This is a genomic window from Caulobacter vibrioides (genome assembly GCF_002310375.3).
In the GTDB taxonomy this organism is placed as follows: domain Bacteria; phylum Pseudomonadota; class Alphaproteobacteria; order Caulobacterales; family Caulobacteraceae; genus Caulobacter; species Caulobacter vibrioides_D.
In genome coordinates this window covers 1,692,869-1,707,242 of record NZ_CP023315.3, presented here as the reverse complement: position 1 = coordinate 1,707,242, position 14,374 = coordinate 1,692,869, and the positions used below count along the sequence as shown (strand labels likewise).

The following is a 14,374-nucleotide window of genomic DNA, read 5'->3' as shown; positions in this document are numbered from 1 at the left end:
TGGCGCTCATCCAGGAACACGACGTTTGCTCAGGTGCGGCTACACGCCCGCCGTAACCGCGCACGCCAACAATCTGGGCTGATGCCCCTCTTCTATTCCCTGATCGCTGGAAAGGTGAGGATCACCCTCAAGCCGCCGAGGGGCGCGACGTCCAAGGCCACACGCCCATCGTAGAGCTCAACCAGGTCGCGGACAATCGCCAAGCCCAGTCCATGACCTGGAGTTCGCTCGTCGAGCCGCTCGCCAAGACCAAAAACACACTCGTATGTCTGCGGAGGCAGACCAGGCCCGTCATCGTCAACAATGATCTCGGCGAAATCATCCCAACGCCGAACCAGGACCTCTGTTCGTGATCGCGCCCATTTCCCAGCATTGTCCAGTACATTGCCGAAAATCTCGCTGAGATCCTGAGCATCGAGCGCGACAGTTGGTTGGTCTTGGTAGGTGACGATGAATGACACATCGCGGCGCGCATAGAGACGCGATAGAGCGGCCACGACCGGATCCAAGCTTGAACGCACGTCGGCAGCGACACCTGGCGAGCGCTTCAACGCCACTGCGCGCGCCCTGGCGAGTTGATAGTCGATCTGGCGCCGCATCCGTTCGCATTGGAGTTCGATGACTTCGGCCGCCTCGCGCTGCCCTTTAGCGCGCAGCTGCTCGGCTTCGTCGGTGAGGATGGCGAGCGGCGTCTTGAGCGCGTGGGCGAGGTTGCCGGCCTGGGTGCGAGCTCGCCGCAGTATCTCAAGATTGCCCTCCAGTAGCGCGTTGAGGTCGATCGCCAGGGGGCGCACTTCACTGGGAAGATCGTCGGGCAGCCGGCTCGCCTTGCCCATACGGACAGCGGACAGCGCGTGACGCATGCGGGTGAGCGGCCGCAAGCCAAACCAGACCTGAAGCATCGCCGCCCCGATCAGGCCGAACGCGACGATCGCCAGAGACAGAAAGAGCGTCCAGTTGAACCGCCCCAAAACCTCGTCGAGAAGACGCTGTTCGACGCCGATGCCCAAACGCAACGGCGGCCCATGCGGATTGGCCACCGAACGCTCCACCAGACGAAGCTGTCCGGAGGGGCCGTCGATGAAGACATGCCGCTCGACGCCAAGCGCGGGCGGCGGATCGGGCAACGCCAGGTCTCGCCCCGCCAGGGAGAGCGAGGTGATCGCCTGGCCGCTCGCTGCTTCCACACGCCAATAGAAGCCCGAGTCCTTGGGCAGGAACCGGGGGTCGCTAAGCCGGCGGTGCAGCGAGAGCTTGCCGTCCGGCGCAATGTCGATCAGCGCCGCCAGTTCAGCGGCATGACCATGCAGTTCGTCGTCGAACTGTTGGGTCACGTGAGCCCTGAACAGCTCAGACAGCAGGACGCCGCTGAGGGTGAGCCCCGCGATGATCCAGATCGCGGCGCCGACGATCAGGCGGGTGCGGAAACTGGTCCAGAGCCGGCGCATCAGGCGAACTTGTACCCCAGGCCCCGGATCGTGCGGATGGCGTCCTTACCCAGCTTCTTGCGAAGGCGTGCGACATAGACCTCGATCGTGTTCGACTCCCGCGTCTCATCCAGGCTGTAGACATGGTCGATGAGCTCGCTCTGGGAGACCACCCGGCCGGCGCGGTGCATGAGATAGGCCAGGATCTTCAGCTCGCGAGCGGTCAGTTCGACAGCGTCATCGCCGCGTTGGACGGTCCCGGCCTCGGGGTCGAGCACGATGTCGCCCCGGCGCATCACCGGCGAAGAGCGCCCCGCCGAGCGCCGCGTCAGGGCCCGTAGCCGCGCCACCACTTCGGCGTTCTGGAAAGGCTTGCCCAGATAGTCGTCGGCCCCGGCGTTCAGGCCATCCACTCGGTCGGTCCAAGCATCGCGCGCGGTGAGCACCAGCACGGGCATGTCACGTGCCTCGCGACGCCATTGTTTGAGAACCTCCAGGCCCGAGAGGCGCGGCAGGCCAAGATCCAGCACCACGGCGTCGAAGTCGTTGGTCCGCCCTAGGAACAAGGCTGTCTCGCCATCGCCGGCCTGCTCGACAACAAAGCTGGCTTCCGCGAGCGCCGCAGCCAGGCGACGGGCGATCTCCGGATCATCTTCAACGAGCAGGATGCGAATGGCGGGTCTCCTTGGACTGGAGGCCAACCATAGCATCGCTGCCTGAAACAAACCTGACATCGCGCTTTCAGCTTCGTTTCAGCTTCGCTTCAGACAGGCTTCAGGCTGGCGGCGCATCAGGGGCCGGTTCAATCCTCCGAGGAGCCCATGCCCCACGCTCATCCCCTGGTCGCCGCCGCGCTCCTGGTCTGCCTCTACAGCACCCCCGCCCTGGCCGCCGGTCCGATGGCGTTGAGCGCGGCTCAGGAAAAGGCGATGGGGATCGCGCTGGCGCCCGCCAAGCCCGCATCCGGAGCTCCCCTGGCCGCGCTTCCCGGTTCAATCACGCCACCGCTCAATGATCGCCGCGTGGTCGCAGCGCCTTTCGCCGGAACGGTGACGCGCATTCACGTGCTTGAGGGTCAGTCGGTCAAAGCTGGCGCGCCCTTGGTGACCCTGTTCAGCCGCGAGGCGCTGTCGGTGTCCTCTGAACTCCTCCAAAGTCAGGCCGAACTCCGCGTCGCCGAAGCCGCCGCAAGCCGCCTGCAGCAGCTGGCGCGTGAAGGCGTCATCGCTGGCGCTCGCGCCGAGGAGGCCCAAGCCCGACTGGCCCAAGCTCGCGCCATGGTCAACGAGCGCCGCCGCCTACTCTCAGGCCCAGGCGGAACCAGCGGTGAGTACGTCCTTCGAGCTCCAGCCGCCGGGCGCGTGGCGGCTGTGACCGCACAGCCCGGCGGCGGTCTCGAGGCCATGGCGCCCGCCGTGACCCTGGATCGCGCCGATCGGCTGTGGGTCGAGGCGCGGGTGTCCCCCGAGATCGTCCGCAAGCTGAAGGTCGGCGATCGCGTGCGGGTTGGCGACATTAGCGGGCGCATTGTCGCCCTGGGCGCCAGCATCGACCCCAAGACCCGGTCATTGCCGCTGCGCGCTGAACTCGACACCGCCGCAGGCCTTGCGCCCGGCCAGACGGTGACTGTGACGGTTTTGAGTCCCGCCCCGACCGGCGCTCAGGCCATTCCTCGCAGCGCTCTGGCGCAGGACGGCACCGGCGCGCGCGTGTTCGTCAAGACGGCCGCCGGATACGAGGCGCGCTCGGTGACCGTGGTGGGCGCGGCGGGCGCCGAGGCGGTCGTCACCGGTCTCTCCCCGGGCGCGCGCGTCGCGACCTCGGGCGCCTCTCAATTGAAGTCAGCGCTGGGACACTAGAATGCGCAAGCTCATCGCCTTCGCGCTCTCGCAGCGGCTGCTAGCCGCTGTGCTGGCGATCGCCCTAGTCGGTCTAGGGGCCAACGCGTTTCTGAAACTGCCAGTCGACGCCTTCCCCGACATCTCGCCGACCCAAGTGAAGATTATTCTCAAGGCGCCCGGGATGACTCCCGAGGAGGTCGAGAGCCAGGTCATCACGCCGCTGGAGATGGAGCTGCTGGGCATTCCCAAGCAGGCCATGCTGCGTTCAACGGCCAAGTACGCCATTGCGGACCTGACCATCGATTTTGCGCCAGGCACGGACGTCTATTGGGCGCGCCAGCAGACCGCCGAGCGTCTGTCCAATGCGTTGGGCGCCTTGCCGGCGGGCGTCAGTGGCGGCCTCTCGCCCATCTCCACACCGCTCTCCGACGTCTTCATGTTCACAATCGAGGGCGAAGGTCTGACGCTCGAGCAGAAGCGCACCCTGCTCGATTGGACTGTCCGTCCCGCCCTGCGCGGCCTGCCCGGCGTCGCCGACGTCAACGTGTTGGGCGGCCGGGCCAAGACTTTCGAGGTCTCGCCCGATCCCGCCGCCCTGGCCGCCTCGGGCCTGACCGCCCAGGCGATCATCGACGCCATTCCGGCTTCGAACCGCAATGACGGCTCGGGCCGTCTTAGCGAGGGCGAGGAAGCCCTGGTCGTTCGCGTGGCCGGCGCGATCACCAGCCTGGACGACCTGCGCGACACCGCCATCGCCCTCCCCAGCGGAGGCGCGGCGCGTCTGGGCGATCTGGCCGAGGTCAGCGAAGGCGCCCTGACCCGCTATGGCGCGGTCACCGAGAACGGCCGCGAAGAAGCCGTCCAGGCGATTGTCATCGCCCTGAGGGGCGCCGACGCCAAGGCGGTCGTCCGATCGGTCGAAGCGCGGCTCAAAGAGCTTCAGCCCTCCCTGCCAAAGGGCGTGACGGTGAGCCCCTTCTACAACCGCTCCGACCTGATCCAGCGCGCAACCGGCACGGTCAACAAGGCCCTGGTCGAGGCCACGGTCCTGGTGGTCATCCTGCTGCTGCTGTTCCTGGGCGATCTGCGGGCCGCGACGGTGGTGGCGGTCACCCTGCCCCTGGCGGCGCTGACCACCTTCCTGCTGATGCGGACCTTCGGCCTGTCGGCGAACCTCATGAGCCTGGGCGGACTGGCCATCGCCATCGGCATGCTGGTCGACGCCGCCGTCGTCGTGGTCGAGAACACCGTCGAGCGCCTGGATAACCCCAACATCGCCGGCTCGCGCCGCCTGCACGCGATCTATGAAGCCGTCGCCGAAGTCGCCGCGCCAGTCACGTCAGGCGTGCTGATCATCTGCCTGGTGTTCCTGCCCCTGCTCAGCCTCCAGGGCCTGGAGGGCAAGCTGTTCGCGCCGGTGGCGCTGACCATCGTCTTCGCCCTGGGCTCTTCGCTCCTGCTGTCGTTCACCGTGATCCCGGTCCTGGCCTCGCTGCTGCTGAAGGCTCATCCGCACCGAGAGTCCTGGATCATGCGCAGGATCGGACCGTTCTACGAGCGTCAACTGGCGCGCTCCCTGTCCCGTCCCAAGCCCGTGTTCGCGGCGGCAGGCGGCGGCATGGTGCTGGCGGCGATCGCCTATGTCCTCATCGGTAAGAGCTTCATGCCGACGATGGATGAGGGTGCGATCCTGATGCAGTTGGCCAAGCTACCCTCGATCAATCTCGACGCCAGCGCTAAACAGGACATGGCCGTGCAGCGCGCGATCCTGGCGCAAGTACCTGAGGTGAAGCGGATCGTCGCCCGTGTCGGCTCCGACGAGCTTGGCCTTGACCCCATGGGCCTGAACGAAACCGACAGCTTCCTGGTGCTGGCCGACCGAAAGGACTGGCGACGGAAGGACAAGGCCTGGCTGACCGAAGAGATCCGCAAGGTCGCGGCGCAGTTTCCCGGGGTGGAAGCCACCTTCACCCAACCGATCGAGATGCGTGTCTCCGAGATGCTGACCGGCAGCCGGGGAGACCTGGCCGTCAAGGTGTTCGGCCCGGATCTCCAGACGCTGGGCGATCTGGCCGGACGGATCGAGGAGACCTTGAAGAAGACCCGCGGGGCCTCTGACGTCTATACCGTCGCCGGCGATAGTGTGACCTATCTGCAGCTGGACGTCGATCGGGGGGCCGCCGTCCGGGCGGGACTCTCGGCCCAGGCGCTACAGCAGGAGTTGCGCGCCCAACTGGAAGGCGCGCCGGCCGGGGTTGTCTTCGAACAGGGCAAGCGCACGCCGATCCTGGTTCGGGGGCCGCAGGACCTGCGCGAGGACCCGGTTCTTTTCGAACAGGCGCAGATCGCCACCCCGGACGGCGGCGTCGTGCGCGCCGGCGACGTCGCCCGCATTCAGCGCCGCGAAGGACCGGTCAAGATCGACCGGGAGAACGCCTCCCGCTTCGCCGTGATCCAGGCCTATGTCCAGGGCCGCGACCTTGTGGGCTTCGTCAAAGAGGCCCAAGCCAATGTCGCGCGCGATGTTCCGCTGCCGCCCGGCTATCGCATCGCCTGGGGCGGCCAGTTCGAGAACCAGAAACGCGCCGCCGCGCGACTGGGCGTCGTAGTGCCAATGGCGCTGTGCCTGATCTTCCTTGTCTTGTTCATCAGTCTCAAGTCCACGCGCCAGTCGCTGCTCATCCTTGCCAACATCCCGTTCGCGATGATTGGCGGGCTGGTGGCTCTGTGGATCTCGGGCGAGTACCTGTCGGTGCCCGCCTCGGTCGGACTGATCGCCCTGCTCGGTATCGCAGTACTCAACGGCCTCGTCCTGGTATCGCATTTCAACGAACTGGTGCAGCGCGGCTGCGACGTCGCCACGGCGGTCACCGAGGGCGCCCGCCGCCGGCTGCGCCCGGTGCTGATGACCGCCAGCATCACGGCTCTGGGCCTGGTGCCGCTGCTGACTGCTACCGGTCCCGGCTCCGAGATCCAACGCCCGCTCGCCATCGTCGTGGTCGGGGGTCTGGTGACCTCGACCCTGCTCACCCTGATCCTGCTGCCCATCCTTTATCGCCGCTTCGGCGTCGAGCCCGGAGCCGCAGTGCTGGAGGCTTCATCGTGAAGACCCTTCTTCTCGCCGCCGCGGCCAGTATGGTCCTGGCCACCGCCGCCAAGGCCGCCGACACCGGCTGGACGCGCCCCGACTTCCTGCCGAGCGACGCACTCATCCTATCGGCGCTGGAGGGCTCGCCGGAGCTGGCCGAGGCGCGGGCCATCGAGCGCGGCGCCGAGGCTGAACAGCGCGGCTTGGCCGCCGGCCCCTATGAGACGACGATCGGCCTCTCCAGCGACCGGCGCCGAGTTCGGGGTGAAGGCGACTTCGCAGAATGGTCCCTGCAGGCCAGTCGCCCCCTGCGCTCACCCGGCAAGCGAAACCTGGATCTCACGGCGGGCGCGGCGGGCGCTTTGGCGGCACGTGACAGCGTAGATGACGCGCGCCACCAAGCCTCTCTGCGATTGGCCGGCCTCTGGATCGAATGGTTGGAAGCCGAGGCCCGCGCCGTGGTCGATCGCGACGAGATCGCCGTCGAGCAAAAGGAGGTCGCGGCTCTGCGGCGGCGGGTCGAGTTGAAGGACGCCGCCCTGCTTGACCTAGAACTGGCGCAGGCGGCCCTGGCCCGGGCCCAGGCGGCCCTCGCTGAAACCCAAGGACGCGCCGAGGCGGCGCGCTCGTCGCTCGACATGCTCTACCCAGGCCTAGCCCCAGCCCAGGCGCCGGCGCTATCCGAGCCCGTGGCCCCATCCCGCGCTCTGGACGACTGGATCCCCGTGGTCGTCGCACGAAGCCACGAGATCACCATAGCTAGAGCGCTGGCCGACCGCGACGGCGCGCTGGCCAGGCGGGCGAAGCTTGACCAACGTCCCGACCCGACCCTTGCATTACGCGTTTTCAACGAACGCGGCGGCGCCGAGACGGGGGCGGGTTTCACCGTCAGCATCCCCTTCGGCGGCGGCGGAAGATCGGCGACCGCGGAGCGTCAGGCCGCGTCTGCCTCCGCCGCCGAAGCGCGCTATCGCATGGTGGCGCGCAATGTCGAGGCCGAGGGGCGCAACGACGTGGCGAAGGCCCGATCGGGGCTCGCCGCCTGGGCGCGAAGCCGCGAAGCCGCCGCCGCCGCCGCTCAGGCCACGGATCGCGTGCACCGCGCCTACGCGCTCGGCGAGCGAGACCTGACGGACCTGCTCGCGGCGCGACGACAGCTATTTGACGCGCGCCGGACCGAGGCCTCGTCCCGCGCCGCCGCCCAAGGCGCGCTGCTGCGACTGGCGCTGGACGCCCATGAACTTTGGCTCTCGGAAGAGGAGGCTTCGCAATGATGGCCATGATTAGCGTCGCGCTCGCCCTGGCGCTTTCGCAGCCCGGACCGCGAGCTGACGCGGTGATCGGTGAGATCGGCAGCCGTGCGTTCGTTCTAAAGTCGGTCCGCGTCGATCTGCATCCGGATAACCGCTCGGAACTACGCGGCTGGATGTGCCGCCGGTCTGCCGGCGCATCCCTTCGCCGCCTCGCCGTCGTGGCCGAAGATGCGTCAGGCGCGCCGATCTGGAAGGGCGTCGTCGCCACGCCCAGCTTCGCCCCTGGCCTCATGCATGAATGCCGCGTTCTGAAGATCGACTTGCCGTCGGAGATCGCGCGTAAAGCCATGCGGTGGCGCCTTGAGCGCCCTTAACGACAGGCCAAGATTGCCCCGCCCGCGCTGCAAGAGACCCAAGAAAGCTAGCTGCAGGGGCGACAGCGAGAGAGTCATTACTCAAAACGGGCCGATGCACTTGGTAAATAAGGACACTCAAAATATTCACCAAGTATAAACTTGCTCTAGACATTGAGAATTCAGGCTCGTTTCAGGTACGAGTGCTAGCAGGGACGGGCAACATAACTCGTACAATGGTAAGGCAGCTCAAATGTCGGGAAAGCAAAACAGTGCTCAATCGAGCCCAGAGAAGTACGTTTTCACCTTTGACGCGTCTGGCAAAGTCACGTCAGTCGCCGAGCTCGAAGGCAACGGTCGGCTTTCCTACGACCGGATCGACCGAAATGAGACCTACAACCGCTCTGGCGATTTGGTCATCAAACTCGAGACCGAACGGGGCTCCACGGAGTGGACCGCCTATGGCGACAGCGACCGCGACGGCCTGTGGGCCAAGCTGGCCTCTGGCAACGGAGCGCCCGATCTGCCAGGCCTCGCGACCCTGCTGAAGTCCGCAGCCCATACCGTCCAACCGCCGAGCGCCTCCTCCGGCGCATGGGGGGAGGATGACAGCGATAACGACTTCTCGGCCGACTCTTGGCCCGGCCTGGGTCGGGACGACGACAGCTCACCCTATCACGACGATGATGATGGGATCGGGCGCGGGTCAGATTCTGACCAGTATGTCTTCACCTTTGGCGCCGATGGCGGGGTGACCTCGGTGGCGGAAATCGAGGGGAACGGCCCACTCAAGTATGAGGCGATTGAGCGTGATGAGAGCTACGCGCTGGTCGGCGCTTTCGTCGTCAAGACGGAATGGGACGATGGGCGTCCGGAATGGACGGTCTACGCCGACGGCAATGGCGATAGCCGATGGACAGAGGTAGCCGAGGGTTACGGTGTTCTGAACCTTGCAGGCGTGATCACCCAGATCGAACCTGGATATCTCGGCCTCACCTGAGGGCCGTAATCGCCCCAGGCCTCGGCTCTCCGAGGTTTGGGGCGGTGCTCATTTCGCGGATCCGAGCGCGCCCGTCCAGCGCCATAAGCCGCCCTTGGCGCGCCTCCGGAAACTGGACCTCCCCGTTGCAGGCCCGTCGCTGGCTTCAGCTCTGTGCCCGCCCCGGTCAGAGCTGGCGAAGCTCCGACCTGGGCGGGAATCCTGGGATGGCTTCAGCGCTTCGGCGCAGACGGCGAACGCACGTAGCGGTCCAGGAACCTCAGATAGGCTTCCTGCGCCTTGATCCGGTTTTCGCGACGCCGGAATCCGTGACCCTCGTCGGGAAAGACCACATACTCCACCGGTGTCCCGTTGGCCTTGACCGCAGCGACAAGTTCATCACTTTCGATCTTGAGGACGCGAGGGTCATTCGCGCCCTGCATCACAAGCAGCGGCTTGACGATATTCGAAGCGTGGAACAGCGGCGAGATGCGCCGGTGACGCTCTGCGTCGGTCGCGGGATCGCCCATCTCGTCGTAGAGGGCGGTGCGCCGAGACTCGGGTAGGCGCGCGGCCTCATTCAGGGTCCTGGTCCAGTTGGTGACGCCGAAAATGTCGATCGCCGCCTCGAATGACTGAGGATGGAAGGTCAGGGCGGCTAGTGCCAGGTAGCCGCCGTAGGATCCGCCCATAACCGCGACCTTGTTGTCGGCGACCCAGTCCTGGTCCCGCAGCCATTGGCCGCCGGCGATCACGTCGCGCAGATCGGCCTCGCCGTGCGCCCGATTGTCCATGCGGAAGAAGGTCTTGCCGTAGCCAGACGAGCCCCGATTGTTGACCGCCAGGACCGCATAGCCGTGATTGACCAGATGCTGGATAATCGCGGAGTAGTCCCGGCGCGCCTGTCCGCCTGGTCCACCATGGGCCATCACCACGCCCGGAGCCGGCGCGGAGGCGGTCGCTCCCTTGGGACGATAAAGATTGGCCGGGATCGTCACGCCGCCCTCGCCTTGATAGCGAATGACCACGGCCTCGACGAGGTCGCTTTCCTTCATCGCGGGGTTCAGCGCCCGGGTCAGCCGCCGGGTTTTGCCCGATTTCAGGTCGGCGACGAACACATCCGCCGGGGAGGTCGAGGAGGACACCGTAAAGGCGACCTGCTTTTCGTCCGCACGGAAGCGCACCGCGCCAATATCACCAATCGGGATGTCTTTTAGGGTGATCGGCGCTCCGGTCTTCACATCGGTGACGCTCATTTCCGTTCGGGCGTCGGCGTTGAACGCTGACACTCGATAGCGGCCCGACGGCGAGAAGTGGGCGGCGGTGACGTCCCAGTCGCCCTTTAGGTCCTCGGCGACCGCGCCGCTGGCGAGGTTGTAGCGATAGGTCCAGCCGAACTCTCCTTGAGCGTCGGAACCGAAAATCAGCGCCGAAGAGTCCGGCGTGAAGTCGTAGACTTGGTGGCGGACCATCCCGACATGAGGCGTGATCAAGCGCGGCTTGCCCCCGCCGGATAGGTCCGCGAGGTAGACGTCGCTGTCCGCCGAGCCAGATTGCCGGCGCAGAGCAACCCAGCGTCCGTCGGGCGAAATGGCCTCGATCAACATGCCGGGGTTCTGGAACAGCAGCCGACTCTCATAGGTGGCGGGATCGACCGCGAAGATGTCCGGCGCGCGACGATCCGGCGCCGTCGAGGCGATCCAGATCTTGGACCGATCGCCGCTCCAGCCCAGAAGGTCTGACGTGATCCGACCTTCCGGCGTCAGGTCGCGCAGACTGCCGTCCAGTTCACGGACGTAGAGACGGGCGCGTTCGTCGCCGCCCTTATCCGAGATCACAAGAATTCGCCCATCCTTGGGAAACCAGCTCAGGGCTTGGGTCGTGTTGGTGGTCGAGGTTGTCAGCGCGATAGGCTCTCCGCCTTGCACCGGGACGGCGTAGGCGTTGTAGACACCTGATCGGTCGCTGGTCGTCAGCACGAACCGCCCGTCGTGCGAGAAGGCGAGACCAGAGCCGCCGGCCAACCGATAGTCGATCGTCTCGAAGAATTGCGAGGCGCTGTAGGTGGCTGACCGGGCCGCCGACGCTCCAGAGGCGGGCGCTGAGACGGCGGCGGGCGTCACGGCCAGCGCCAGGAGTATACTGGACGCCAGGCATGCGGAAAGGCTCGCTTGTGAGCGTGTCATGGAGAAACCTCGGATGAAGGGTGAGAGAAAAGCGGTCAGGATCGCCGCAGCAGGCTCACGGCCACGGCGAGGCAATGCGAGAGCCGGGGGCTCGCGCCGAGAGGCAGTCTGGGTCGGGATAGAAAGTAGAGGGGGCGGGGATTGTGCGGAGCGCAGCCCCCGCCCCGTCGATCCCCAAACCTAGAGGTCGGGGATCAGCAGATTGCGTTAGCGCGGCGGAGACCTGAAGGCGGTGGCCAGGGCGCTGCGGAGAAGGCTTCCATCTTTACCCCTCCCGGTGACGAAGGGAGGCCAAGGCCACTACGGCTAGCCCCAACGCAAGCCAGACCGATAGCGCGACGCCCCAGGTCAGGCTCGAGGCGCCGCCGCTGAGCACGCGCTCCAACCCCAAATCGCCGCGGAAGACGTCGTGAGCTACGGATTCAAAGGGAGCGCTGAGATCAAGGGCCGAAAGCACCACGCAGGCCAGGACCACGCCCGCGCTCCAGCGCAAAGAATGTCTGAGGGCCAGGACCACGCCGCTGCCCAGAAGATAGGCCGTCGCCACACCGCCCAGCGGAACCAGCCACTGCCAGAGGCTTGTCCCGATCGTTGGCGAACCCGCCGCGAGGGCCAGGAGATTGAAGAGCAGAACGATGGCGGCGGCCAGGCCAAGGGCCCAGACTAGGCCGGCGCAGACACCGATCAAGACATGCCTGCGGCGCTCGACGGGCAGGACCTGGAAGTCACCACGATCAAACAGCCGCGCTTCGGTCCAGAGCCTGTAGGGCAAAAGAAACGCTGCTACGGGCAGGAGAAAGTTCAGCTCGTGGGGGTAGTCCAAGGCGGCGTCGCGACGCATCAGCAAGGCTAAACCCAAGATCGCCATGGGACTGAGCAGCAAAGCCAGGCCGACCAGCTCGGGTCGCAGGACGCGGCCGATCTTCCGCAGCTGTAGATGAAAGACCGCGATCGTGCTGGGCGGCTCGTGATTTGAGATCTTGTTCATGACGCTGCTCCCTGGCGCATCAGATGGACGACGGCGTCGTGGAGATTGAGCGAGGCGACCTCTCGGACTTCGCCGCCAGAGTGGGCGATCCGTGCGACGAGGTCGGCCTGGTCCCCCCGGATAACCCAGCTATGTTCGCGACCAAATTTGCCACGGTGCAGGACCCCGGGAATGTCGGCTGTGGTCTCCCAGCCCTCTGGTCCGCGAATGCGGTAGCTCCTCAGGCTTTCGCGCAAGGCGTCACGTGACATCTGCGCCGTCAGGCGCCCCTGCGACAGGACCCCGACCTGGTCGGCCAAGGCGTCCAACTCGTAGATCAGGTGCGTGGAGGCCAGGATAGTGCACCTGGTCTGGGACAGATGGTCCGAGACCAGCTCCAGTACTGTGTCGCGCGCCGCCGGATCCAGGCCGTCGGTGGGCTCGTCCAGCAGGAGCACCGGCGGGCGGTGCGCCAGGGCTGCGATGATTTGCGCGCGCCGCACCAGCCCCTTGGACAACTGTCCGATTCGTCGCGAGACATCGACATCGAGGCGCCGACACAGGGCGGCGGCGTACTTGGCGTCCCAGGCCGGATAGTAGACAGCGCGCTCGGCGAAACAGCGCCCGACGCTCATCCAGCGCGGTCCTATGTCGAAGCCTTCCGGTACATAGCCGACGCGGGCTCTGACGCGGGCGCCATGCTGGTTGCACGGCAGGCCCGCGATCTCAGCCTGACCGCCCGTCGGCCGCTGCAGGTTCAGAAGGAGGCGCAGCAAAGTGGACTTGCCGGCTCCATTCTCGCCCGCCAGCATGTAGACGGCGCCTTCGGGGACCAGAAGATCGATATCCGTCAGAGCGGTCGAGCGTCCGTATCGCTTGCAAAGGGCGCGGGTCGCGACGGCGAAACCGGCATCGCCATACGCCAGGTCCCGCGCGGGGGGCTCTATGTCAGCAGAAAGCATGGTCATTCTAGCGGGGCTTTCGAGGCGGCGACCTCGCGGATCGCCTGAATGAACTGTTCGGTGTCCAACCCAAGGCGCGCGGCCTCGACCAGCGAGCGTTGCGCAAGTTCATGGGCCAGCGCTGTGCGATCGTCGTCGATCTGGCGAGCCGCCCCGACAAAGGTGCCCTGGCCACGCTGGACATAGGCCAGCCCCTCGCGTTCCAGCTCGCGGTAGGCTTGGGCCACTGTGTTGGGATTGACCTTTAGGTTGGCGGCAAGCTGGCGGACGGACGGCAGGGGATCTCCGCTGACCAGCGCGCCAGCGGCCATGCCACGCCGCACCTCGTCCACGATCTGGACGTAGATGGGGCGACTGTCCGAGGGGTTTATGGAGAAATGCAAGGAGGGGCGTCCGATTAGTGTACCAGTTCACTAATACACTAATCGGTAGGCGTCAACACGCCCCAACGTTGGCAAGCCGATGTCTGCGCAGCGCCAGTTACTGCCGTTGGCATGCCTCCAGGAACGCGACATTCAGAGCTGGCGCGTCATGCGTTCGGCTCGCGTTAAAACTGGCCCGTTGTTGCGCTAGAGGTCGATCTGCTCGGACATCTCCAGAGCGTCATCGACCTCGATGCCAAGGTATCGGACCGTGCTCTCGAGCTTCCTGTGTCCGAGTAGAAGTTGGCATGCGCGCAAGTTGCCCGTTTTCTTGTAGATCAGCGCTACCTTCGTTCGGCGGAGGCTATGCGTGCCGTATGCCCGAGGCTCGAGTTCGATCATCGACACCCACTTGTCGACCAGTCTGGCGTACTGTCGCGTGCTGATGTGATCGCCCGGTCTACTGCGCCTGGGAAACAACCAGTCGTCGTTGCGGCGCCCACGCGCCTTCAGCCAAACGGCCAAGGCATCTCGTGTCGGCTCGGTGATCTCGAATGGGACTGGCTGCCCGGTTTTCTGCTGGATGATAGTGGCGCGCGCGCGAAGCGAACCGCCCGGCGCCACGTCGCTGATACGCAGCTTCACCAGATCACAGCCTCTGAGCTTGGCGCCTATGGCGCAATTGAACAGAGCGAGGTCGCGGACCCGAACATTCGCCTTGAGCTGCTGTCGAATTCCCCAGATGTGCCTGGGTTTGAACGGCGGTTTGGGGCCGATGATGCGGCCCGTGTTCCAGGGCCGCTTGGGCGGAAGGAAGAGGTCAAATTGAGCCATGTTCGCCTCCTGCGAATTGGCTACTCCCCTCGGTCTTTTCTACCACGTCTGAGCCCCTCACGCGCTGGCGGCGCATAGCCGACAGTGGGCTGCGTCAGACTCCGGACATTGCATTGTTGGCG

The 14,374-nt window shown here is 65.9% G+C and carries 12 protein-coding genes; 5 read left to right on the top strand and 7 right to left on the bottom strand.

Features of this window, described 5'->3' with window-relative positions:
• Positions 1-92: 92 nt before the first annotated feature.
• Both CA606_RS08150 and CA606_RS08145 read right to left on the bottom strand, forming a co-directional pair.
• Positions 93-1,448 (bottom strand): ATP-binding protein, encoded by a 1,356-nt coding sequence (locus CA606_RS08150; protein ID WP_096051590.1) that lies wholly within the window; start codon positions 1,446-1,448, stop codon positions 93-95.
• Positions 1,448-2,101: a response regulator transcription factor gene (locus tag CA606_RS08145; RefSeq protein ID WP_096053831.1), complete on the bottom strand. Its 654-nt coding sequence runs from the start codon at positions 2,099-2,101 to the stop codon at positions 1,448-1,450. The genes CA606_RS08150 and CA606_RS08145 overlap by 1 nt, the downstream gene beginning before the upstream one ends.
• A 147-nt stretch (positions 2,102-2,248) precedes the next feature.
• Here CA606_RS08145 and CA606_RS08140 point away from each other — a divergent pair, with 147 nt between their 5' ends.
• The 5 genes from CA606_RS08140 to CA606_RS08120 all read left to right on the top strand — a co-directional run bounded on the left by CA606_RS08140 (position 2,249) and on the right by CA606_RS08120 (position 8,962).
• Positions 2,249-3,286, top strand: coding sequence for an efflux RND transporter periplasmic adaptor subunit (locus tag CA606_RS08140; RefSeq protein ID WP_096051591.1), 1,038 nt, complete (start codon positions 2,249-2,251; stop codon positions 3,284-3,286).
• Position 3,287: 1 nt separating this feature from the next.
• The gene (locus CA606_RS08135; RefSeq protein ID WP_096051592.1) at positions 3,288-6,374 is read left to right on the top strand and encodes an efflux RND transporter permease subunit; all 3,087 of its coding nucleotides are present in this window, start codon (positions 3,288-3,290) and stop codon (positions 6,372-6,374) included.
• Positions 6,371-7,630 carry a TolC family protein gene (locus CA606_RS08130; RefSeq protein WP_096051593.1) on the top strand — a complete coding sequence of 420 codons (1,260 nt, stop codon included), beginning with the start codon at positions 6,371-6,373 and terminating at the stop codon, positions 7,628-7,630. The genes CA606_RS08135 and CA606_RS08130 overlap by 4 nt, the downstream gene beginning before the upstream one ends.
• On the top strand, positions 7,627-7,983 hold the full coding sequence (locus CA606_RS08125; protein ID WP_096051594.1) for a hypothetical protein: 357 nt from the start codon (positions 7,627-7,629) through the stop codon (positions 7,981-7,983). Before CA606_RS08130 ends, CA606_RS08125 begins: the two co-directional genes overlap by 4 nt.
• Positions 7,984-8,215: 232 nt before the next feature.
• On the top strand, positions 8,216-8,962 hold the full coding sequence (locus CA606_RS08120; protein ID WP_096051595.1) for a hypothetical protein: 747 nt from the start codon (positions 8,216-8,218) through the stop codon (positions 8,960-8,962).
• A gap of 212 nt (positions 8,963-9,174) precedes the next feature.
• Here the strand turns inward: CA606_RS08120 and CA606_RS08115 are convergent, their stop codons facing one another.
• The 5 genes from CA606_RS08115 to CA606_RS08095 all read right to left on the bottom strand — a co-directional run bounded on the left by CA606_RS08115 (position 9,175) and on the right by CA606_RS08095 (position 14,252).
• Positions 9,175-11,127, bottom strand: a complete 1,953-nt coding sequence (locus tag CA606_RS08115; RefSeq protein WP_096051596.1) for a S9 family peptidase — start codon at positions 11,125-11,127, stop codon at positions 9,175-9,177.
• Positions 11,128-11,392: 265 nt separating this feature from the next.
• The gene (locus CA606_RS08110; RefSeq protein WP_096051597.1) at positions 11,393-12,115 is read right to left on the bottom strand and encodes a hypothetical protein; all 723 of its coding nucleotides are present in this window, start codon (positions 12,113-12,115) and stop codon (positions 11,393-11,395) included.
• Entirely contained in the window at positions 12,112-13,062 is a 951-nt protein-coding gene (locus CA606_RS08105; protein ID WP_096051598.1) for an ABC transporter ATP-binding protein, read from the bottom strand. Before CA606_RS08105 ends, CA606_RS08110 begins: the two co-directional genes overlap by 4 nt.
• Positions 13,059-13,439: a GntR family transcriptional regulator gene (locus CA606_RS08100; RefSeq protein ID WP_181242843.1), complete on the bottom strand. Its 381-nt coding sequence runs from the start codon at positions 13,437-13,439 to the stop codon at positions 13,059-13,061. The genes CA606_RS08105 and CA606_RS08100 overlap by 4 nt, the downstream gene beginning before the upstream one ends.
• A gap of 186 nt (positions 13,440-13,625) precedes the next feature.
• A complete protein-coding gene (locus tag CA606_RS08095; RefSeq protein ID WP_096051600.1) occupies positions 13,626-14,252 on the bottom strand; it encodes a site-specific integrase in 627 nt (208 codons plus the stop codon).
• Positions 14,253-14,374 lie beyond the last annotated feature (122 nt).